This is a genomic window from Micromonospora tarensis, from assembly GCF_016803395.1.
Classification (GTDB): domain Bacteria; phylum Actinomycetota; class Actinomycetes; order Mycobacteriales; family Micromonosporaceae; genus Micromonospora; species Micromonospora tarensis.
The window spans coordinates 1-21,112 of the sequence record NZ_JAEVHL010000105.1; the positions used below are offsets into that span (position 1 = coordinate 1).

The window sequence follows — 21,112 nt, forward strand, 5'->3', positions numbered from 1 at the left end:
GGGCGGCGGCGGGCCGCCCGGGGTGCCGGGCCGGGGGTTGCGGCCGTCCCGGTTGAGCAGCAGCGCGCCGGCGACCAGGATGGCCGCGCCGAGCAGCACCGCCCGGAAGGCGTCGGTGACGATGTACGCGAAGCTGGCCGCGACCAGGATGCCCAGGACGATCACGGTCACCGGCGACATGCTGGACCGGCCACGCCCGAGCATGGACTCGATTGGGGAGGCGGTGTCGCCCTCGTTCGGGATGATCAGCCAGGCGGCGACGTACACCAGGATGCCGATCCCACCGAAGAACCCGAGCACCGCGAGCAGCACCCGCCAGAGCACCGGGTCGGTGTTGGTGGCCCGCCCGATCGCCGCGCAGACACCGGCCAGATACCGCCCCTCGCGCGGTCGGACCAGCCCGTACCGCGAGGTGAAGCCGGTGCCGCCCAGCGGCGGTGGCGGCATGGACGGACCGGGACCACCCGGCCCGGGCGGCGTGCCGCCGGGCCCGTAGCCGGCACCCGCCGCGAACCCCTGGCCCGGGCCCGCTCCGGGCGGGCCGTAGCCGCCGGTCGGATCACCGGGTGCGGTGTCGGCCTGCGGACCGAACGTGCGTGGCTCGGTCCAGTCGGCGGGCGTCGTGATCGGCGGGGGCGGTGCTGAACCGCCCGACTGTGCCGGCCCCGGTCGGGGCGGCGGGGCAGCTTCCTCGGTCATGCTCCGATCCTGCTGCCCGTCGCACCCGAACGACCTCAGGACCCGACCCTGACCCCACCCTGAGATCCGGCGGCCGGAATGTCGGGGGCGTCCCCGTGGTCGTGGACGCCGCAGCGTGTGACGATCGAGTCACCGACCTCGACCTGCCCGCCACCGTGACCAGGGAGCCTCCGATCAGCACCTTGACCCCGCCCTCGCGCCTCTACCGGGCTCCCGAGCACCGGATGGCCGCCGGCGTCGCCGCCGGTATCGCCGACCATCTCGGCATCTCGGTGCTGCGGGTGCGCGTCGCGTTCATGGTCCTGCTCGGGCTGAGTGGGCTCGGCCTGCTGCTCTACGCGGCCTTCTGGGCGGTGGTGCCGCTGCGACCCGGTGACACCGCGGTGCCGCCCCGGCGCGACGTCGGCCAGCTCCTGCCGTTCGTGGGGATCGGGCTCGGTGTCCTGCTGATCCAGGTGATGGTCTTCGACTCGGTCGCGCGGCCGGCACCGCGGGTTGGCTGGTGGCCATCATCGCGGTCGGCGCCGGGGTGATCTGGCACCAGTCCGCGCCGGAGCGACGCCGGCAGTGGGGTGACGCGATGCCGGTGCCCTGGCTCGGCGCGGTCGTCGAGGAGAGTGACCGACGCGCCTTCGTGCTCCGGTTCATCGGCGGGGGAGTGCTGGTCGCGGTCGGCATCATCGGTGTCGCGGCGGTCTATTCGCCGGCGCAGAACTTCGACGCGGTGATCAACGGCGTGATCTTCGCGCTGGTCGGCCTGGCGGGCGTCGGCGTGGTCGCCGCGCCGGTGCTCTGGCGGACGTACAGCCAGCTCCGGTCGGAGCGCGAGGGGCGCATCCGCGAGCAGGAGCGGGCCGAGTTGGCCGCGATGGTGCACGACCAGGTGCTGCACACGTTGGCGTTGATCCAGCGCAACGCCGGCGACGTCAAGACGGTGCAGCGGCTGGCCCGCGGGCAGGAACGTTCCCTGCGTAACTGGCTCTACAAGCCGACCGCCTCGCCGAGCGAGCGCTTCGCCGCCGCGTTGGAGCAGGCCGCGGCCGAGGTCGAGGACACCTTCGCGATCAGCGTGGAGACGGTGGTGGTCGGCGACCGAGAGACCGACGAGAAGGTCGGGGCGCTGGTCGCGGCCGCGCGGGAGGCGTTGGTGAACGCGGCCCGGCACGCCGGCGTGCAGACCGTGTCGCTCTACGCCGAGGTGGAGCCGGATCAGGTAAGTGTCTTCGTCCGGGATCGGGGGAAGGGCTTCGATCCAGATACCGTGGAGGACCACCGGCACGGCGTGAGCGGCTCGATCATCGGGCGGATGAAGCGGCACGGCGGACGGGCCGAGATCCGGTCCGGCCCGGGGGAGGGGACCGAAGTCCGGCTGATCCTGCCGATCTCCCGGGACTCGTCCGCAGCTGAGAGGAACAGATGACCATGGCCGAGCAGTCGACCGACCACCTCGACCCGGCGGACGCCCGCCCTGAGCGGCTGCGGGTGTTCCTGGTGGACGACCACGCCATGTTCCGGGCCGGGGTCCGCGCGGAGTTGGGTGCCCACGTCGAGGTGGTGGGCGAGGCGAGCACGGTGGCCGAGGCGGTGACCCGGATCGCCGCCGTCGGACCGGACGTGGTGCTGCTCGACGTGCACATGCCCGACGGTGGCGGGCGCGCGGTGCTGGAGGCGATGCGGCGTACGCACCCGCAGGTCAAGTTCCTGGCGTTGAGCGTCTCGGACGCGGCGGAGGACGTGATCGGGCTGATCCGGGCCGGCGCCCGGGGGTACGTCACCAAGACCATCTCCCCGGACGAGCTGGCGGCGGCGATCCGCCGGGTGGCGGACGGGGACGCGGTGTTCAGCCCTCGGCTGGCCGGGTTCGTGCTGGACGCCTTCGCGGCGCGGCCGGACGCCCCGGTGGCGGACCCGGAGCTGGACCAGCTCACCAACCGTGAGCGGGAGGTGCTGCGGCTGCTGGCCCGGGGGTACGCGTACAAGGAGATCGCCAAGGAGCTGTTCATCTCCATCAAGACCGTGGAGACGCACGTGTCGAACGTGCTGCGCAAGCTCCAGATGTCCAACCGGTACGAACTCTCCCGCTGGGCCGCGGACCGCCGGCTGGTGTGACGGCGGCCAGCTCGGTCGAGGATCAGAGGAACGCCCTTCGCGCCCTCGTCCACCCAGCCGGGTGATCGTGCCCGTGTAGCCGTAGTCACCCTCATCCGGACGGGTGGAAACGCAAAGGGTGATGGACGTCCCACCGGGCCGGGATGAGCCCGAGGTGAGCGCGGGCCGAGGCCGGTTGTTCGAGGGGCGCAACGTAATTCCTGGTCAGCGCCGTCTACGACGACCGTTTTATGATCATTTTTCAAGTATCGGCAACGTGGCGGGCAACTAACGGCTTGATAACGGCACCTTCACGGAAGCGGCCAGTGGGTGTCACAGTGGCAGCACCTCACCATCGGTGTGTGGCACTCCGTACGCCCACGACCACGACTTTGCCGAGCACGGCGGTCCGTGGCTGTGTCGATTGCGTCGTGTCACGCCTCGTTGGTGGGGAGCCCGGCGGATCGGAACATCAGGGGTGTCCCAACTTCCCTGTGGTCCCGGCGACCCGCGCCCCGGGGTGGTCGGGCGGTGTCACCCCCAAACGTGCGTGAAACCCACGACGGAACCTGGTTAGAAAGAGGAGGCCCCTCGGAATGAGAGTCTCGAAGCGGGCGACGAGCGCGATCGCGCTCAGCGCGGCTGCCGCGCTTGTCGCGACCGGTTGCTCGAGCGGTGATGGTGACGGCGACGCCGCCGCCAGCAAGGACGGCGCGATCACTGTCCACGGCGTCCAGCCGGAGAACCCGCTGGTCCCGTCGAACACCACCGAGACCGGCGGCGGCAAGGTCGTCGACTGGCTGTGGACCGGCCTGGTCGAGTACCCGAACGACGGTGGGGCCCCGCGCAACGCGCTGGCCGAGTCCATCGACACCAAGGACTCCAAGGTCTTCACGATCAAGATCAAGAAGGGCACCAAGTTCCACGACGGCACCGAGGTGAAGTCGAAGAACTTCGTCGACGCCTGGAACTGGGCCGCCTACTCGCCGAACGGCGCGCAGAACGGCAGCTTCTTCGCCGACATCCAGGGCTTCGACCAGACCTACACCTCGGACCCGGACGGCCCGGACGGCCCGCAGAAGGCCCCGGCGCCGAAGGCCGACAAGCTGTCGGGTCTGAAGGTCGTCGACGAGCAGACCTTCGAGGTCACCCTCGCCGCACCGACCGCGGTCTTCCCGACCAAGCTCGGCTACAGCGCCTTCATGCCGCTGCCGGACGTGTTCTTCACCCAGAAGCCCGAGGAGTTCGGCAAGAAGCCGATCGGCAACGGCCCGGTGAAGTTCGTGTCGTGGGAGGACAACGTCGTCATCAAGCTGACCCGCTTCGATGACTACAACCTGCGCGACAAGATGAAGATCAAGGACGTCGACGTCAAGCTCTACCAGGACGAGACGGCCGCCTACGCCGACCTGCTGGCGAACAACCTCGACTTCATGGAGGTTGTCCCCACCTCGGCGCTCGCCGGTGACAAGTGGAAGGCCGACCTCGGTGACCGGGGCCTGTCGACCGTCACCCCGTCGACCGCGCTGATCTCGTTCCCGATCTACGACAAGCGCTTCCAGAACCCGAAGCTGCGTCGTGCCATCTCGCTGGCGATCAACCGGCAGGATATCTCGGACAAGATCTTCTTCGGTACCCGTAAGCCGGCCGACAGCTGGGCGAACCCGCTGACCCCGGGCGCCAAGCCGGGCAACTGCACCGCCTGCAAGTTCGACGTCGCCACGGCCAAGACGCTGCTGGCCGAGGCCGGCGGCTTCACCGGTGAGATGGTCTTCTACTACAACGCCGACTCGAGCCACAAGGGCTGGATGGACGCCGTTGCGCAGCAGGTCAAGACCAACCTCGGCATCAACGCTCGGGCCGAGGGTGTGCCGACCTTCGCGGTCTTCCGCCAGGCCGTCAACGCCCACACGATGAAGGGCCCGTACCGCGCTGCCTGGCAGCAGGACTACCCGGACGTCGAGAACTGGGTCAACCCGCTCTACGTCACCGGCGGTTCCTCGAACGACGGTCTGTACAGCAACCCGGAGGTTGACGCCCTGGCCAAGCAGGCCAGCTCCGCGCCGAGCCTGGAGGCCTCGCACGAGGCGTTCAGCAAGGCCGTCGAGAAGGTCGACCAGGACGTCCCGAGCATCCCGATCTACTTCTACGGCCAGCAGTCCGGCCACTCGGAGAAGATCAAGAAGCTCGAGCTGAACAACGTCGGCGAGGTCGACATCACCTCGGTCGAGCTCTGATCCGAACGGTCTGACCCCGGGTCGCTCGCCACATCCGGTGAGCCCGACCCGGGGCCGTTCCGCGATTGGGTGTTACAACACTCCATTCGCACGTTGTCACCACCGTGTCGGCCGTCCGACGCGCCCCCTGTCTGGAGGACCACCCCATGGGCCGTTATCTGTTGAGACGGCTGCTCCAACTCGTGCCGGTCTTCATCGGTACGACGTTCCTGATCTACTGGCTCGTCTGGGCCGTCCCTGGCGATCCGTTCGCCGGCAAGTGCGGCGAGCGGCGCTGCCCGGACCAGTACATCGCCTTCATGACCGAGAAGTACCACCTCGACCAGAACGTCTTCGTGCAGTACGGCAACTACATGAAGAACCTGCTCCAGGGTGACTTCGGTCAGACCTTCTCGCAACGGGATATCGGCGACATCATCGCGACGGCGTACCCGAACACGCTGAAGCTGGCCCTGGTGGCGCTCGTCATCGAGGCCGTGATCGGCCTCGGCGCCGGCGTGTTGACCGGTCTGCGTCGTAACGGTTTCCTGGACAACCTGGTTCTGATCTCGACGCTCTTCCTGATCGCGCTGCCGGTCTTCGTCGTCGGCTTCGTGCTCCAGTGGCTGCTGGGCGTGCAGTGGCAGATCATCAAGCCGACCGTCTCCTCGGAGATGCGGTGGTCCGAGCTGATCGTGCCGGGCTTCGTGCTCGGCAGCGCCTCGGTGGCGTACATCGCCCGGGTGGCCCGGACGAGCATCGCGGAGAACCGCCGTGCCGACTACGTGCGCACCGCGATCGCCAAGGGTCTGCCGATGCGCCGGGTGGTGGGTGTGCACCTGCTGCGTAACTCGCTCATCCCGGTGGTCACCCTGCTCGGCACCGACCTCGGTGCCCTGATGGGCGGCGCGATCGTCACCGAGGGGATCTTCGGCATCAACGGAATCGGCCGCGCGGTGTACCGCGCGATCGTGACCAAGGAGAGCGCCACGGTGGTGGGCATCGTGGTCGTCCTGGTGCTGGTCTATCTCGTGATGAACCTGGTGGTTGACCTGCTCTACGCCGCCCTGGACCCGAGGATCCGTTATGAGTGACCCAAGTACCGCATCTGTCGTCAGCACCCCTGGCGCGAGCCCGACCGAGTCCGCCGCCCCTGCCGCCGCGGGCCAGCCGCAGACCAACGAGAAGCCCCGTGGCCTGCTCGGTGACGCGTGGCGGGACCTGCGCCGCAAGCCGCTGTTCTGGATCTCGACCACGCTGATCGTGATCTTCCTGCTGATGGCGGCCTTCCCGCAGTTGTTCGCTCAGGGCGACCCGAGCGCCGGCGCGCTGGAGCGCAGCCTCAACAAGCCGGGCGCGGACGGCTGGTTCGGGTACGACCTACAGGGCCAGGACGTCTACGCCCGGGTCATCTACGGAGCCCGCGCCTCCATCGTGGTCGCCGTGCTCTCGGTGATCGGCACCCTGCTGCTCGGTGGCACGATGGGCATCATCGCCGGCTACCGCGGTGGCTGGGTGGACGCGCTGCTCAGCCGGATCGCCGACGTCTTCTTCGGCCTTCCCTTCGTGCTTGGTGCGATCGTCATCCTGACCACCTTCAACGGCTCGGGATCCGGCAACAGCAAGGCCGAGATCATGGGCCTGGTGGTCGTCTCGCTGACCGTGCTGAGCTGGCCGGTCGTCATGCGACTGATGCGTTCCTCGGTGCTCGCCACCAAGGAGGCCGACTACATCGTGGCGGCCCGCGCGCTGGGCGCCGGCACCGGCCGGATCATCCTCAAGCACCTGCTGCCGAACTGTCTGGCCCCGCTGCTGGTCTACGGCACGATCATGGTCGGCTCGTTCATCGGCGCCGAGGCCACCCTGTCGTTCCTCGGCGTCGGTCTGAAGTCGCCGGTGGTCTCCTGGGGCATCATGATCAGCGACGGTAAGGACTTCATCCGGGTCGCGCCTGGGCTGGTCTTCTTCCCCGCCGCGTTCCTCGTCACCGCAGTGCTGAGCTTCGTGATGCTCGGTGAGGCGGTCCGCGAGGCCCTCGATCCGAAACTCCGCTAGGGGAGATCCAGTGTCCGACATTCTCGTGTCCGAGCAGTCCGCGCCGGGACCCGGCGGGTCCGGACGTCCCTCCGGCCGGCTGCTCGAGGTCGACGACCTGCGGGTGGAGTTCCGTACCCGGGACGGCGTCGCCAAGGTCATCAACGGGGTCACGTACCACGTCGACGCGGGGGAGACCCTCGCCGTGCTCGGCGAGTCCGGCTCCGGTAAGAGCGTCACGGCGCAGACCATCATGGGCATCCTCGACACGCCGCCCGGCTTCGTCACCGGTGGACAGGTCCGCTTCCACGGCAAGGACATGCTCGGCATGTCCGCCGAGGAGCGCCGCCGCATCCGCGGCGAGGGAATCGCCATGATCTTCCAGGACGCGCTCTCCGCGCTGAACCCCGTCTTCACCGTCGGGTTCCAGATCGCCGAGCAGTTCCGGGTCCGGCGGGGCATGGGCCGCGCGGAGGCCAAGAAGCGCGCGATCGAGATGCTCGACCAGGTCAAGATCCCGAACGCCAAGGGCCGGTTCAACAACTACCCGCACCAGTTCTCCGGCGGCATGCGGCAGCGCGCGATGATCGCGATGTCCCTGGCGCTCGACCCGGAGGTGCTGATCGCCGACGAGCCGACCACCGCCCTCGACGTGACGGTGCAGGCCCAGATCATGGACCTGCTCGCGGAGCTCCAGCGGGAGCGGCAGATGGGCATGATCCTGATCACGCACGACCTCGGTGTGGTCGCCGACGTCGCGGACCGGATCGCGGTCATGTACGCGGGCCGGATCGTCGAGGAAGCCGACGTGTACGACCTGTACGCCAAGCCGGCGCACCCGTACACGATCGGTCTGATCGACTCGATCCCGCGCCTGGACGAGAAGGGGCAGCAGCTCCGGACGATCAAGGGCCTCCCGCCGAACCTGATGAACATCCCGCCGGGCTGCCCGTTCAACCCGCGTTGCCCCATGGCGCAGCCGGTGTGCCGGGAGAAGGTCCCGCCGCTGCTGCAGGTGGGCACCGCCCGGGCCAGCGCCTGCCACTTCGCCGAGGAGCTGGTGAACCGTGTCTGAGAACATCCTCGAGGTCCATGACCTGGTCAAGCACTACCCCGTGACGCAGGGTGTGGTGTTCAAGAAGACCGTCGGTCAGGTCAAGGCGGTCGACGGCGTCTCGTTCGGTCTGCGCGCCGGTGAGACGCTCGGCGTCGTCGGCGAGTCCGGCTGCGGCAAGTCGACGCTCGCCCGGGTGCTGATGAACCTGGAGAAGCCGACCGCCGGCAGCGTGGTCTACAAGGGCCAGGACATCTCCACGCTGTCCGGCGGGGCGTTGCGTCGCCTGCGCCGGCAGATCCAGCTGGTCATGCAGGACCCGTACACCTCGCTGAACCCGCGGATGACCGTCGGTGACCTGCTCGGTGAGCCGTTCGAGATCCACCCGGAGGTGGCGCCGAAGGGCAGCCGTCGGGCCAAGGTCCGCGAGTTGTTGGACCTGGTCGGGCTCAACCCGGAGCACATCAACAGGTACCCGCACCAGTTCTCCGGCGGTCAGCGTCAGCGCATCGGCATCGCCCGGGCGCTCGCGCTGAAGCCCGAGATCATCGTCTGTGACGAGCCGGTGTCGGCGCTGGACGTCTCCATCCAGGCCCAGGTGATGAACCTGCTGGAGCAGTTGCAGGCCGAGTTCGGGCTGTCGTACGTCTTCATCGCGCACGACCTGTCGGTGGTCCGTCACCTCTCGAACCGGGTCGCGGTGATGTACCTCGGCAAGATCGTCGAGATCGGCACCGAGGACGAGATCTACGAGCGTCCGACCCACCCGTACACCCAGGCTTTGCTGTCCGCGGTGCCGGTGCCGGACCCGACGCAGCGGAACAACAAGACGATCATCCGGCTCACGGGTGACGTGCCGTCGCCGATCAGCCCGCCCTCGGGCTGCCGGTTCCGGACCCGCTGCTGGAAGGCGCAGGACCTCTGCGCCGAGCAGGTCCCGTTGCTGGAGATCCGGCGCGACTCGGACCACCCGAGCGCCTGCCACTTCGCGGAGCGACGCGAGATCGTCGCCACCAACGAGGCGTGAGTCACCGAAGCCGCCTGCCGCCGTCAGAGCACGACGGCGGCAGGCGGTTTCCGCTCTCCGCTCTCCGCTGACCGGCTCAGAGCGGCCCGCGGCCCGCTCTGAGCAGCAGCAGGGCCAACTGGGTGCCGTCGGCGCCGAGCGCGGCGCGAAACCGCTCCAGGATCTTCCGTTCCCGGGAGAGCACCAGGCGCGTCCCGCCGGACGCCATCCGGGTCACCCCGACCTCCTGGGACAACGCGGCCCGTTCCTGCCAGAGCGCGATCAACGCGTGGTCGATCTCGTCGATCCGTTCCCGGATCTGCACGATTCGCGCGGCGGCGGACGGCTCCTCGGTGCCGGTCTGCGCTTGAGCCGGCTCGACGCTCCCGTCCGTCGGCGACAGGGGTGACGCCGGCTCACTCCCGTTCGTCGCCGGCTGCGCGGCCTCCGGTCGGTTCGGGCCGCCGCTCTGCTCCATCACGTCTGTCATCATCGGGTACCCCTCGCACTGTGGTGCCCGGTGCCCGAAACCCGGGACGAAAAAGCCCCGGACTCCAGGAGCCCGGGGCTTTCGCAGGTCTGAATCGATCAGGCGCGACCTACGGCTGCCGGACTCCCGGTGCCGTAGTAAAAGTAGTAGCGCTGAGCGAACACGCCGTCGAGTATGCCCACGCCGTCGCCGGGTGCGCAAGCATTCAGCGGCAGAAGGGCGCCTTTTCTGCCGGTGACTGTGCCCGGTGGGTGGTGTGCGCGGTCGGGAAGTGTCCGGCCGGCGGCATAGACTTGTCGGGCGATGCATCCTCTCTTCGACATCCCCGCGTCCCCGCCTGCGCCGGACTCCGCGCCGGCCCGCCCGCACCGACCCGGGGCGACCGCCGTGCGCCTCGATCCGCAGCAGCTGCTCGACGGGCTGAACGGGCCGCAGCGCGACGCCGTCAGCCACGCCGGCTCGCCGCTGCTGATCGTGGCCGGCGCCGGTTCCGGCAAGACCCGGGTGCTCACGCACCGGATCGCCTACCTGCTCGCCGCTCGGGACGTGCATCCCGGTGAGATCATCGCGATCACCTTCACCAACAAGGCGGCCGGCGAGATGAAGGAGCGCGTCGCCGCGTTGGTCGGGCCCCGGGCTCGGCTGATGTGGGTGTCGACGTTCCACTCGGCCTGTGTCCGGATCCTGCGTGCCGAGCACGAGCACGCCGGCCTCAAGTCGACGTTCTCGATCTACGACGCGGACGACTCCCGCCGACTGATGCAGCTGGTGACCCGCGAGCTGGATCTCGACCCGAAGCGTTACCCGGCGCGCGGGCTGGCCGCCCAGGTCTCCAATCTGAAGAACGAGCTGGTCGACCCGGAGCAGTTCGCGGCGCGGGCCACCGGGCCCAACGAGCGGGCGCTGGCCGAGGCGTACACGCTCTACCAGCGCCGGCTGCGTGAGGCGCACGCGCTGGACTTCGACGACCTGATCATGACCACCGTGCACCTGCTCCAGTCCCACCCGCACGTCGCGGAGAGCTACCGCCGGCGGTTCCGGCACGTGCTGGTGGACGAGTACCAGGACACCAACCACGCCCAGTACGTCCTGATCAAGGAGCTGGTCTCCGGCACCGACGGGCTGGCGCCCGCCGAGCTGTGCGTGGTCGGCGACGCCGATCAGTCGATCTACGCGTTCCGGGGCGCGACGATCCGCAACATCCTGGAGTTCGAGCGGGACTTCACCGACGCCCGGACGATCCTGCTGGAGCAGAACTACCGCTCCACCCAGACCATCCTGAACGCCGCCAACGCGGTGATCGACCGCAACACCTCCCGCAAGCCCAAGCGGCTGTGGAGCGAGGCCGGCGCCGGCGAGCAGATCATCGGCTACGTGGCCGACACCGAGCACGCCGAGGCCGACTGGGTGGCCCGGGAGATCGACCGGCTGGTCGACGCCGACGAGACCCGCCCCGGCGACGTCGCCGTCTTCTACCGCACCAACGCCCAGTCCCGGGTCTTCGAAGAGGTGTTCATCCGCGTCGGCCTGCCCTACAAGGTGGTCGGCGGGGTGCGCTTCTACGAGCGCAAGGAGGTGCGTGACGCGCTGGCGTACCTGCGGTCGGTGGTCAACGACGACGACACGGTGAGCCTGCGGCGGGTGCTCAACACCCCGCGTCGGGGCATCGGCGACCGGGCGGAGGCATGTGTCGAGGCGCTCTCCAGCCGCGACCGGATCTCGTTCGGCGCGGCGCTGCGCCGGGCCCGGGAGGCACCGGGCATCTCCAGCCGGGCGGCCAACGGCATCGCCGACTTCGTGGCGCTGCTCGACGGCGCTCGGGAGTTGGCGGAGACGGGCACCCCGGAGGAGGTGCTGGAGGCGCTGCTGACCCGCTCGGGCTACCTCACCGAGTTGGAGGAGAGCCTGGATCCGCAGGACGCCGGCCGGGTGGACAACCTCCAGGAGCTGGTAAGCGTCGCCCGGGAGTACACCGAGCGGATCGAGGCGCTGGGCGAGGAGGGGGAGCGGGCCACAGTGGCCGGCTTCCTGGAGCAGGTGGCGCTGGTCGCCGACGCCGACCAGATCCCCTCCGACGACCCCGACCACCAGGGTGTGGTCACCCTGATGACGTTGCACACCGCCAAGGGCCTGGAGTTCCCGGTGGTCTTCCTCACCGGGCTGGAGGACGGCGTCTTCCCGCACCTGCGTTCCCTGGGCGACACCCGTGAGCTGGAGGAGGAGCGCCGGCTGGCGTACGTCGGCATCACCCGTGCCCGGCAGCGGCTCTACCTCTCCCGGGCGGTGACCCGCTCGGCCTGGGGGCAGCCGTCCTACAACCCGCCGTCGCGCTTCCTGGAGGAGTTGCCGACCGAGTTGGTGCACTGGGAGCGCACCGAAGGGTCGTACACCTCGTGGGCCGGCGGAGGCGGTGGCGTCGGCGGGCGGGCCGACCGCGCGCCCGGCGGCCGTGGCACCTTCACCGGGGGTACGCCGAAGGCGGCTCAGCTGGCCCAGCGGCTCGGCGTGGACGCCAGCCGGCTGACCACGGCCAGCGAGCTGCCGCAGGGGCCGAAGGTGGCGGCGGGCGACCGGGTCAACCACCAGCGGTACGGGTTGGGGCGGGTGCTCGCCGTCGAGGGGCACGGCCCGGGCGCCCGCGCGCAGATCGACTTCGGCGACCAGGTCATGTGGCTGGTGCTCCGGCACGCTCCGGTCGACAAGCTCTGACCCCGACGGGCCGAAGTCGCCCCCAAGATCCCACTACGTCAAGGAAAGAGTGGCCTCCGGCACCCCTGAGGCCACTCTTTCCCTGATGTTGCGCGGACCCAGCGGATCGCTGGACGCGGTCAACGCTCCAGCATGCGCAGGCCGGCTTCGTCGTGGGTGTCGCCGACAGCGGGAGGAAGGTTGTCGAGCTTCTCGATCTGTTCGGCGGTCAGTTCCACGGCGTCCGCGGCGGTGTTCTCCTCGACGCGTGCCACGCGCTTGGTGCCGGGGATGGGGGCGATGTCGTCGCCCCGGGTCAGCAGCCAGGCCAGTGCGATCTGCGCCGGGGTGGTACCCGCTTCGGCGGCGACGGCTTGGACCTCGTCTGCGAGACGCAGGTTGCGCTGGAAGTTCTCGCCGGTGAAGCGCGGGTTGTTCTTACGCAGGTCGGTCTCGTCAAAGCCGCTGGTCGAGCGGATCTGCCCGGTGAGGAATCCGCGCCCCAGGGGCGAGTAGGGCACGAAGCCGATGTTCAGCTCGCGCAGCAGGGGCAGCACCTGTGCCTCCGGGTGCCGGGTCCACAGGGAGTACTCCGACTGGACGGCAGCGATGGGATGCACAGCGTGGGCTCGGCGGATGGTCTCCGGTCCGGCCTCGGACAGGCCGATGTGACGGATCTTGCCCTCGGTGACCAGTTCGGCCAGCGCCCCGACGCTGTCCTCGATGGGCGTGTTCGGGTCGACTCGGTGCTGGTAGTACAGGTCGATGTAGTCGGTGCCCAGCCGCTTGAGTGAGCCTTCGACAGCGGTGCGGATGTTCGCCGGGCTGCTGTCGAGTTGCCCGGCACCGCCGCGCGCATGCGAAATCATGCCGAACTTCGTCGCCACTACCGCCTGGTCCCGGCGGCCCTTGAGCGCTTTGCCGAGGAGTTCCTCGTTGATGTAAGGGCCGTAGACCTCGGCGGTGTCCAGGAACGTGACGCCCAGTTCTAGGGCCCGGTGGATGGTGCGGATCGACTCGGCGTCGTCCGTGCCGGCTCCGGTGTAGGCGTAGGACATCGATACCAAGCCCAGACCGATGCGGGAGACGTCCAGGTCCCCCAGCTTGATGTGCTTCATGACAGTTCTCCGTTTCTTCAGCGATTCGTACGACTTACTGGGCACTGCGGGCGGCTCCGCGGCTCATCCGCTGGTGGTCCGCTTGCTGACGCGGTGCGCGGCCGTGCGCATGGCGGCTCGTCGGTGCGCGGTGGTGGACCGTGCAGGGGACGCTGCCTGGGCGGGACGGTCAGGCGACGGGGATCCAGGTGAACCGGCCGTCGGGACGGCGTTCGGTGCGTCCGAAGACCACGTCGGCGAAGTGGTTGCCGTAGCCGATGGTGTCGGGGCGGCTCAGCTCTTCGACCAGGCGGCGGCGGTGCGCCGTGGCTTCGGTGGGGTCGTGGTCGATCCCGCAGCCCCATTCCGGGTGGGTGACTTGGACCGGGGCGTGCATTGCGTCGCCGAACGCGATGAGCTGCCGGCCACCGCCGGTGATGGTGTACGTGAGGTGGCCGACGGTGTGTCCGACCGAGAACGAGGCCCGCACGCCGGGGAAGATCTCCTCGCCGTCCTCGACCGTACGGACGCGGGGTGCGAGGACGGCCAGACGTTCCTCGGTCGCCCCGGCCTCGGCGGCCAGGTCGCGCCGCTCCCACTCGGGTGCCGCGACGAAGTGCGGGGCGTGCGCGAACGGCGGCGCATCAGTCCCACGCTCGGTGGTCCAGGCCCAGCCCAGGTGGTCGAGGTGCAGGTGGGTGATGGCGACGGCCTCGATCTGGTGTGGCTCGCGGCCCAACCGGCGCAGGCCGTTCAGCAGCTCACCGCCATGAATGCTTCCCAACATCGGATTAGCCGGGTCGTCGGGGTGGGACTCGGGTCCGAACCCGGTGTCGATGAGCAGCGCCCGGTCACCCCGCTCGACAAGCAGCCCGCCGATGGCCGCAGGCAGGAAGCCGCCGTCGTCGAGATGATCGCGGTTGGCCGTCCAGTCCGCGTCGGTGGCGGCCGGCAGCCAGCCGCGCGGCTTGCACAGGGCCAGCCCGTCCGGAACGTAGGTGATCTTCAGATCACCCAGGCTGAGCGAACGAACGTGTGGTGCGCTGGTCAGCCTTGCCCGGTCGAAATTGGTCGTCGTGACCATATGGTCCTACCTCGTGCTCGGAGAGATGCCGCCGGCCGGCGGCACGAGCAAGAAGTTACAACTGAAACAACTCTAACTGCAACTATATGAGTTGTAGTAAACTTGTGACGTGTCCGAAAACCGAGGCGACGACGACCGCCAGCTGTGCGGGCTGGTGAAGGACCTGGCTAATCACATTGAGGCCCACCTTCGGGTTCGGGCGGCCGCCCTCGGTCTGACCGCCTCGCAGGGCAACGCGCTGCGCGAGCTGACCTACCCCATGACCCTGCGCGAACTCGCCGAACGGATGAGCTGCGAGCCATCCAACGTCACCTTCATTGCCGATCGCCTCGCCGAGCAGGGCTACCTCGAGCGCCATCCACACCCCGACGATCGCCGAGCCAAGCAGCTTGTCCTGACCCCCAGGGGCATCGAACTCCGCGAACGCCTCCTCGAGTTGCTCTCCGAAGACTCCCCCCTATCCCCGCTGGCCCCCGAAGAGCAGGAGGCCCTGCAGCACCTCCTCACCCGCGCCCTCATCCGCTGACCCGCTCTGGCGGAGGCCTTCACCGAGGCGTCTACAGCGGCCGCGCTCACCATCGAGCAGGTGTACCCGCTGCGTGAGCGCGCCGCAGTCGGCGGACGGAGGTTCTCTGGGCCGTTCTCACCAAGCCCTGGCACCTGCACTCCCCGGCAGCAGCACGACGGCAGACCGGGCGGCGAGCTGCGCCACCCCCGGTCTGCCGATCGTGCCGGGCAGCGGGTCCACGACCGCCTGGGCGTCTGTACGGTCCTGCGCTGCGACCACGTCTGCCCGGACGTCTCCGCGACGGCACCCGCAGATTTTTTCGACGGTTTGCCAGCACCGCTGCCTTGCCGGCCACGCCCAGGTCGACCGAGTCGACGATCGCTGCCCGTGAGGTGTTGACCAGGCAGGCGGTAGGTGGCTCAGCAGCCGAGGTCGACGCCGTGGGCCCGCATGAACGGGGCCGGGTCGATCTGGTTCCACATGCCCTGGTGCACCTCGAAGTGCAGGTGCGGGCCGGTGGCGTCGCCGGTCGCGCCCTCGTAGCCGATGACCTGGCCGGCCTTGACCTGCTGGCCGACCGTGACCGCGATGCGGCTCTGGTGGGCGTAGTGGGTCAGGTACCCGTTGCCGTGGTCGATGAAGACGGAGTTGCCGTACCCGTCGGAGGCGTCACCGGCCTGGGTGACGGTGCCGGCGGCGGCGGCGCGGATCGGCGTGCCGGCGGGCAGGGCCAGGTCGATGCCGGCGTGCAGGGTGCCCCAGCGCTGCCCGTAGCAGGAGGTGACGGCCGCGCCCGGCATCGGGTCGACCCAGGCGGGCGTGGGCTTGGTGGTCCTCTTCGGCTTCGGCTTGGCCTTCGCGGCGGCCGTCCTCGTGGGGGTCGGGCTGGCGCTGGCCACGGTGGGGCTCGGCGTCGGGCTGACCGAGGGGGCGACCGGCGAACCCGACTCGCGGCGGAACGGTCCGCCCGGCCGGCGGCCTCGGCCCGGGACTGTGCGTCGAGTGAGACCGCAGCGGGTGCCGGGTGGTCGGTGCCGGCGGTGGCGACGGCGACACCGCCGAGGCCGAGAGCCACCAGAGCGGCGGCACCGAGCACCACGAGGCGGTTGCGCCGGTTCGGGTGCCGTGGCTGCCCGGTCGGGACGGTGTCGGGGGTGTTCTCGTTCTGGACGGGGCTGTCTTCCTGCACGGCGGACCTTCACAGTCGAGGGGCACTTGACCTCGAAATACTGGTGTCGGGCCGAGTCAGGGGAGGGCGGGGGGACCGGGGGTCGGACGATGTGCGAGGTTCCGTTGCCCGCTTATGACCTGCTCTGAAGCGCTAAATCCGGAAAAGTGATCATGACGGCTGGTGTTCCCGGCCACATTCACGGTTGTGACCCGGGATACATCCGTCGGGTCGGGGCCACGAAAAACCGCCCGGATCTGTCGATCCGGGCGGTCAACGGTCGGTACGCAGCGTCAGGACGCGGCTACCTCGCTGTAAATTGCCTCGACTTGCAGCTTGATGTCCACTCCGCGCTCCTGGAGGTACGGCACCGGGTCGATGGGCTGACCCTTGACATGGATCTCCAGGTGCAGGTGGGTGCCGTAGGCGTGGCCGGTCTGACCCACCAGGCCCAGCTGGTCGCCCGCCTTGATCTGCTGGCCTTCCTTCACGCTGACCGCGGAGGAGTGACCGTAGATGGCCTCGCTGCCGTCGGCGTGCTGAACGATGACGGCGTTGCCGTACCCGCCGAACCAGCCGGCCTTGGTGACCAGGCCGTCGTGGATGGCCACATAGGGCGTGCCCTCGGCGGCGACCAGGTCCACGCCGGTGTGCAGCTTGCCCCAGCGCATGCCGTAGGGCGAGTTGAAGTCGTAGCCCTGCAGCGGCAGCAGCCAGACCTCGGGCTCGGCGTTGTCCTTGGGGCGGCTGTCCCGGGAGGCGCGGTCGGCGTTGTCCGCACGGGCCGCGGCGTCCTGGCTGGTGACCGACGCCTGCTTGAGCTCGTCGAGGACCGTCGGACTGACGTCCTTGGCGTCCGGCAGGGCGCTCGCGCCGAGGGCCACGATGCCGGCCCCGACGAACGCGGTGGTGACGACAGCGGCGTAACGGCTGCGAGGTGGGGTGGGTACGCGGCGACGGCCGCGATATCGATCGGGCTCAGACGACAGGCGCTGGCGCACGCACACCCTCCGTTGTCGGGGTTCCGAAGCGACCGGTGGACGTTCGGTGAACGTCCGCTGACCGCGTCGTCACCCGTCCATGGACCTGATGACAACCGTGGACACGTTAGCCAACCGCCAGGCTAGTCACAAGCTAGAGCGGGAAATTGGCGTGTCGTTCTGTCCGTTTGCGTCCATGATTGTCATGCATCGTAACGCCAAACGGTGCCCCTGTTGCTGCCCGTTCGTCGCCGACCGTGACCGATTCGGCGGACTCGTCCAGCTTGACTCGGGGCGGCTCCGAGGCTGCCCTCTGGGCGGTCGGGGGCAGCCCACGCCGGGCTACGCTGCGGGCACGCCGGGCGACGGTCGGCGACCGGGCCCGGATTTCCGGGGTCCGGGCCGCCGGGTTACCGTTCGTTAAGGTGAAGGCCGTGGAGCCGGTGAAAGGTGTGCGCTGATGAGCTCTCGTATTCGGGTCGTCGTCGCCAAACCCGGCCTGGACGGCCATGACCGGGGAGCGAAGGTCGTCGCGCGTGCCCTGCGGGACGCCGGGATGGAGGTCGTCTACACCGGCCTGCACCAGACTCCCGAGCAGATCGTGGAGACCGCGATCCAGGAGGACGCCGACGCGGTCGGCCTCTCCGTTCTCTCCGGCGCGCACATGACGCTCTTCCGGCGGGTGCTGGAACTGCTCGGTGAGCGGGACGCCCGCGACATCGTGGTGTTCGGCGGCGGCATCATTCCGAACGGCGACATCCCCGAGCTGGAGAAGCTGGGGGTCGCGAAGATCTTCACGCCGGGCGCCACCACGGCGGCGATTGTCGAGTGGGTCCGGGAGAACGTCGCGCAGCCCGTTTCCTGAGGGCGGCCGTTTCCTTGAGGCGGCTGTTTCCTGGGAGCGGGCCGTTCCTGGGAGCGGCCGTTTCCTGCGGGCGGCGTTTCCTGATTTGGGCACGGGGGAGGGGCCGGACGCACCCCTCACACGTCCGGCCCCTCTATGCACGATGCCCCGCCGCCACCCCTCGACCGACAGGGCATCGGCCGTCTCCCGTCATCGCGCTGTTCAGCGCTCCGACACCTGACTCAACGACGCCCCCACGACCGGGTTACGCATGTTGCACAACATCGCCCGGACGGTGGACGCCGCCCGCGTGCCGGCCGGAAAACGGCCACGCCGGATGTCCGGTTGTGCATTACCGCACACCACACACCCGCTCGGTTGCCGGTGGTGCCGACCTCGCTAGGCTGCCGCCAATGGCCTGTTTCAACTGATGACAGGCGTCAAACTGTTTTCTGAACGCTGGTGGCGGCGCGACGGCGCGCCGCGGAGACGGGACGGGACGCGCAAACGTGGACCTGTACGAGTACCAGGGGCGGGACCTGTTCGAGCGGCACGGCTTGCCCGTGCTTGCCGGCGGCGTCGCCACTACCCCGGAAGAGGCCCGTGCGATCGCCGAACGCCTCGGCGGTCGCGTGGTCGTCAAGGCGCAGGTGAAGGTCGGCGGCCGAGGTAAGGCCGGCGGCGTCAAGCTGGCCGAGGGCCCGGATGAGGCGGTGGCGCGGGCCACCGACATCCTCGGCATGGACATCAAGGGTCACACCGTCCACAAGGTCATGATCACCGTGACCGCGGACGTGGCCGAGGAGTACTACTTCTCGTACCTGCTCGACCGGGCGAACCGCACCTTCCTCTGCATCGCCAGCGTCGCCGGCGGCATGGACATCGAGCAGGTCGCCGCCGACACCCCCGACAAGGTGGTGAAGGCCCCGATCGACGCCGTCAAGGGCGTGGACGAGGCGAAGGCTCGCGAGATCGTGACCGCCGCCGGCTTCCCGGCCGAGGTCGCCGACCAGGTGGTCGAGATCGCCGTCGGCCTCTGGCAGGCGTTCGTCGCCGAGGACGCCACCCTCGTCGAGGTGAACCCGTTGGCCAAGAACGGCGACGGTCGGATGCTGCTGCTCGACGCCAAGATCAGTCTGGACGAGAACGCCGCGTTCCGGCACCCCGACCACGAGGCACTGGTCGACCAGGCCGCGGTCGACCCGCTGGAGCAGGCCGCCAAGGCCAAGGACCTCAACTACGTCAAGCTCGACGGCGAGGTCGGCATCATCGGCAACGGCGCGGGTCTGGTCATGTCGACCCTCGACGTGGTCGCGTACGCCGGTGAGCGGCACGGCAACGTCAAGCCGGCCAACTTCCTCGACATCGGCGGTGGCGCGAGCGCCGCGGTGATGGCGAACGGGCTGGAGATCGTGCTCTCCGACCCGGCCGTGAAGAGCGTCTTCGTCAACGTCTTCGGCGGCATCACCGCCTGCGACGAGGTCGCCAACGGCATCATCCAGGCGCTGGCCCTGCTGGAGCAGCGCGGCGAGCAGGTCACCAAGCCGCTCGTCGTCCGTCTCGACGGCAACAACGCCGAAGCTGGCCGGGCGATCCTGGACAGCGCGAACAACCCGCTCGTGCAGCGGGTGGACACCATGGACGGTGCGGCCGAGCGGGCCGCCGAGCTGGCAGCTGCGGGGGTCTGATCATGGCTATCTGGCTGACCAAGGACTCGAAGGTCATCGTCCAGGGGATGACCGGTTCCGAGGGTTCCAAGCACACCCGGCGGATGCTCGCCGCCGGCACCAACGTGGTGGGCGGCGTCAACCCGCGCAAGGCGGGCCAGACCGTCGACTTCGACGGCACCGAGCTGCCGGTCTTCGCGTCCGTCGCGGACGCGATGGCCGAGACCGGGGCCGACGTCACCGTCATCTTCGTGCCGCCGCAGTTCACCAAGGCCGCAGTGGTCGAGGCGATCGACGCCGCGATCGACCTGGCCGTGGTGATCACCGAGGGCGTCCCGGTGCACGACACCGCGTCGTTCTGGGCGTACAACGTGGCGCAGGGCGAGCGGACCCGGATCATCGGGCCGAACTGCCCGGGCATCGCCTCGCCGGGCGCGTCCAACGCCGGCATCATCCCGGCCGACATCACCGGCCCCGGCCGGATCGGCCTGGTCAGCAAGAGCGGCACGCTGACCTACCAGATGATGTACGAGCTGCGGGACATCGGCTTCTCCACCTGCGTCGGCATCGGCGGCGACCCGATCATCGGGACCACCCACATCGACGCCCTGGCGGCGTTCGAGGCGGACCCGGAGACCGACGCCATCGTCATGATCGGTGAGATCGGTGGTGACGCCGAGGAGCGGGCCGCCGAGTTCATCAAGGCAAACGTCACCAAGCCGGTGGTCGGCTACATCGCCGGCTTCACCGCGCCGCCCGGCAAGACCATGGGTCACGCCGGGGCGATCATCTCCGGCTCGGCCGGCACCGCCGAGGCGAAGCAGGCGGCGCTGGAGGCGGTCGGAGTCAAGGTCGGCAAGACGCCCACCGAGACCGCGAACCTGATGCGGAAGATCATGTCCGGCAGCTGAGCCGGCTCAGGCAACACCGCAGGGGGTCGACCGGTCGCGGTCGACCCCCTTCGGCGTACGGCGGCCGTTCAGTCGTTGTTCCAGAACGGGTAGTTGCCGGTGAGCCGAAGGATCGAGCCGCCGATGATGTTGATCACGCCGAACACGATGGCGAGGTAGCCGAGCACCGGCGACTGCCCGTAGCGCCGGGCGTCGCGGATGGACAGATAACCGAAAACGATGCCGAGGATGCCGCAGCAGATCAGGCCCAGCACGATGCCCAGCACGCCCCAGAGCGTGGTCCGGTCCCGTCCCCGGGCCGGTGGTGGCGGGGGCGGCGGGTATGCGGTCGTCACGGCTTCCTCCGGGCGGTCGTGGGCGGAGTGCCGGCCCGGACCGCGACCAGCGGACCCGGCCCGGGTGGCGGCGACTGGCACCCCCTCTGGGCCGAGGCTAGACCGCACCGGGTGACCTGGACGCCGCTTCGGTGAACTCGCGCCCTTAGGAGGGGTTAACGGACTGCCACCGCCCGCGCGACGTGCCAGAGTAGAGCGGATGCCCCCCGTCACCCCGGACCGTCCCCGCCGTCCCGGCGCAGT

General features: G+C 69.4%; 18 protein-coding genes and 1 pseudogene. 12 read left to right on the forward strand and 7 right to left on the reverse strand.

From position 1 onward, the window contains the following. On the reverse strand, positions 1–699 hold a 699-nt coding region (locus JM949_RS19875), incomplete at its 3' end, for a PspC domain-containing protein (protein ID WP_203149906.1). 155 nt (positions 700–854) lie between these two features. Between JM949_RS19875 and JM949_RS19880 the strand changes: the two are divergent. The 7 genes and pseudogenes from JM949_RS19880 to JM949_RS19910 all read left to right on the forward strand — a co-directional run bounded on the left by JM949_RS19880 (position 855) and on the right by JM949_RS19910 (position 9,118). Further along, positions 855–2,119: pseudogene (locus tag JM949_RS19880) on the forward strand (PspC domain-containing protein). A 2-nt stretch (positions 2,120–2,121) separates the two neighbouring features. Continuing rightward, positions 2,122–2,808, forward strand: a complete 687-nt coding sequence (locus JM949_RS19885; protein ID WP_203149907.1) for a response regulator — start codon at positions 2,122–2,124, stop codon at positions 2,806–2,808. A gap of 575 nt (positions 2,809–3,383) precedes the next feature. Then, entirely contained in the window at positions 3,384–5,024 is a 1,641-nt protein-coding gene (locus JM949_RS19890) for a peptide ABC transporter substrate-binding protein (RefSeq protein WP_203149908.1), read from the forward strand. A gap of 146 nt (positions 5,025–5,170) precedes the next feature. Then, on the forward strand, positions 5,171–6,097 hold the full coding sequence (locus JM949_RS19895; RefSeq protein ID WP_203149909.1) for an ABC transporter permease: 927 nt from the start codon (positions 5,171–5,173) through the stop codon (positions 6,095–6,097). Then, a complete protein-coding gene (locus JM949_RS19900) occupies positions 6,090–7,058 on the forward strand; it encodes an ABC transporter permease (RefSeq protein WP_203149910.1) in 969 nt (322 codons plus the stop codon). The genes JM949_RS19895 and JM949_RS19900 overlap by 8 nt, the downstream gene beginning before the upstream one ends. 25 nt (positions 7,059–7,083) lie before the next feature. Next, entirely contained in the window at positions 7,084–8,112 is a 1,029-nt protein-coding gene (locus JM949_RS19905; protein ID WP_203149920.1) for an ABC transporter ATP-binding protein, read from the forward strand. Beyond that, positions 8,105–9,118: an ABC transporter ATP-binding protein gene (locus JM949_RS19910; protein WP_203149911.1), complete on the forward strand. Its 1,014-nt coding sequence runs from the start codon at positions 8,105–8,107 to the stop codon at positions 9,116–9,118. The genes JM949_RS19905 and JM949_RS19910 overlap by 8 nt, the downstream gene beginning before the upstream one ends. A 76-nt stretch (positions 9,119–9,194) precedes the next feature. Here the strand turns inward: JM949_RS19910 and JM949_RS19915 are convergent, their stop codons facing one another. After that, positions 9,195–9,590: a chorismate mutase gene (locus JM949_RS19915; protein ID WP_203149912.1), complete on the reverse strand. Its 396-nt coding sequence runs from the start codon at positions 9,588–9,590 to the stop codon at positions 9,195–9,197. Between the two features lie 300 nt (positions 9,591–9,890). Between JM949_RS19915 and pcrA the strand changes: the two genes are divergently transcribed. Continuing rightward, positions 9,891–12,296 (forward strand): DNA helicase PcrA, encoded by a 2,406-nt coding sequence (gene pcrA / locus JM949_RS19920; protein WP_203149913.1) that lies wholly within the window; start codon positions 9,891–9,893, stop codon positions 12,294–12,296. A 119-nt stretch (positions 12,297–12,415) separates the two neighbouring features. Here pcrA and JM949_RS19925 read toward each other — a convergent pair whose 3' ends face one another. Further along, positions 12,416–13,393 carry an aldo/keto reductase gene (locus JM949_RS19925; protein ID WP_203149914.1) on the reverse strand — a complete coding sequence of 326 codons (978 nt, stop codon included), beginning with the start codon at positions 13,391–13,393 and terminating at the stop codon, positions 12,416–12,418. Positions 13,394–13,562: 169 nt separating this feature from the next. Next, positions 13,563–14,456 (reverse strand): MBL fold metallo-hydrolase, encoded by an 894-nt coding sequence (locus JM949_RS19930; protein WP_203149915.1) that lies wholly within the window; start codon positions 14,454–14,456, stop codon positions 13,563–13,565. A 109-nt stretch (positions 14,457–14,565) separates the two neighbouring features. On the opposite strand from JM949_RS19930, the gene JM949_RS37400 reads away from it, so the two are divergent. Further along, entirely contained in the window at positions 14,566–14,982 is a 417-nt protein-coding gene (locus JM949_RS37400; RefSeq protein ID WP_203149916.1) for a MarR family winged helix-turn-helix transcriptional regulator, read from the forward strand. Between the two features lie 401 nt (positions 14,983–15,383). Here the strand turns inward: JM949_RS37400 and JM949_RS39835 are convergent, their stop codons facing one another. Both JM949_RS39835 and JM949_RS19945 read right to left on the reverse strand, forming a co-directional pair. Next, the gene (locus tag JM949_RS39835; RefSeq protein WP_407664788.1) at positions 15,384–15,863 is read right to left on the reverse strand and encodes a M23 family metallopeptidase; all 480 of its coding nucleotides are present in this window, start codon (positions 15,861–15,863) and stop codon (positions 15,384–15,386) included. Positions 15,864–16,425: 562 nt separating this feature from the next. Next, on the reverse strand, positions 16,426–17,133 hold the full coding sequence (locus JM949_RS19945; RefSeq protein ID WP_203149917.1) for a M23 family metallopeptidase: 708 nt from the start codon (positions 17,131–17,133) through the stop codon (positions 16,426–16,428). A 439-nt stretch (positions 17,134–17,572) separates the two neighbouring features. Here JM949_RS19945 and JM949_RS19950 point away from each other — a divergent pair, with 439 nt between their 5' ends. The 3 genes from JM949_RS19950 to sucD all read left to right on the forward strand — a co-directional run bounded on the left by JM949_RS19950 (position 17,573) and on the right by sucD (position 20,534). Then, positions 17,573–17,977 carry a cobalamin B12-binding domain-containing protein gene (locus JM949_RS19950; RefSeq protein WP_203149918.1) on the forward strand — a complete coding sequence of 135 codons (405 nt, stop codon included), beginning with the start codon at positions 17,573–17,575 and terminating at the stop codon, positions 17,975–17,977. Between the two features lie 488 nt (positions 17,978–18,465). Continuing rightward, positions 18,466–19,644: an ADP-forming succinate--CoA ligase subunit beta gene (sucC, locus tag JM949_RS19955; RefSeq protein ID WP_030491850.1), complete on the forward strand. Its 1,179-nt coding sequence runs from the start codon at positions 18,466–18,468 to the stop codon at positions 19,642–19,644. 2 nt (positions 19,645–19,646) lie between these two features. Beyond that, entirely contained in the window at positions 19,647–20,534 is an 888-nt protein-coding gene (sucD, locus tag JM949_RS19960) for a succinate--CoA ligase subunit alpha (protein ID WP_203149919.1), read from the forward strand. Positions 20,535–20,602: 68 nt separating this feature from the next. On the opposite strand, the gene JM949_RS19965 is transcribed toward sucD, so the two are convergent. Beyond that, a complete protein-coding gene (locus JM949_RS19965; RefSeq protein WP_139584109.1) occupies positions 20,603–20,869 on the reverse strand; it encodes a DUF4190 domain-containing protein in 267 nt (88 codons plus the stop codon). Between the last annotated feature and the right edge of the window lie 243 nt (positions 20,870–21,112).

Excerpts from the sequence above, each read along its gene's own strand:
- JM949_RS19950 (WP_203149918.1), top strand. The coding sequence starts at position 17,573 with ATGAGCTCTCGTATTCGGGTCGTCGTCGCCAAACCCGGCCTGGACGGC.
- sucD (WP_203149919.1), top strand. The coding sequence starts at position 19,647 with ATGGCTATCTGGCTGACCAAGGACTCGAAGGTCATCGTCCAGGGGATG.
- JM949_RS19925 (WP_203149914.1), bottom strand. The coding sequence starts at position 13,393 with ATGAAGCACATCAAGCTGGGGGACCTGGACGTCTCCCGCATCGGTCTG.
- JM949_RS19900 (WP_203149910.1), top strand. The coding sequence starts at position 6,090 with ATGAGTGACCCAAGTACCGCATCTGTCGTCAGCACCCCTGGCGCGAGC.
- JM949_RS19890 (WP_203149908.1), top strand. The coding sequence starts at position 3,384 with ATGAGAGTCTCGAAGCGGGCGACGAGCGCGATCGCGCTCAGCGCGGCT.
- pcrA (WP_203149913.1), top strand. The coding sequence starts at position 9,891 with ATGCATCCTCTCTTCGACATCCCCGCGTCCCCGCCTGCGCCGGACTCC.
- JM949_RS19895 (WP_203149909.1), top strand. The coding sequence starts at position 5,171 with ATGGGCCGTTATCTGTTGAGACGGCTGCTCCAACTCGTGCCGGTCTTC.
- JM949_RS19915 (WP_203149912.1), bottom strand. The coding sequence starts at position 9,590 with ATGATGACAGACGTGATGGAGCAGAGCGGCGGCCCGAACCGACCGGAG.
- JM949_RS19885 (WP_203149907.1), top strand. The coding sequence starts at position 2,122 with ATGGCCGAGCAGTCGACCGACCACCTCGACCCGGCGGACGCCCGCCCT.
- JM949_RS19930 (WP_203149915.1), bottom strand. The coding sequence starts at position 14,456 with ATGGTCACGACGACCAATTTCGACCGGGCAAGGCTGACCAGCGCACCA.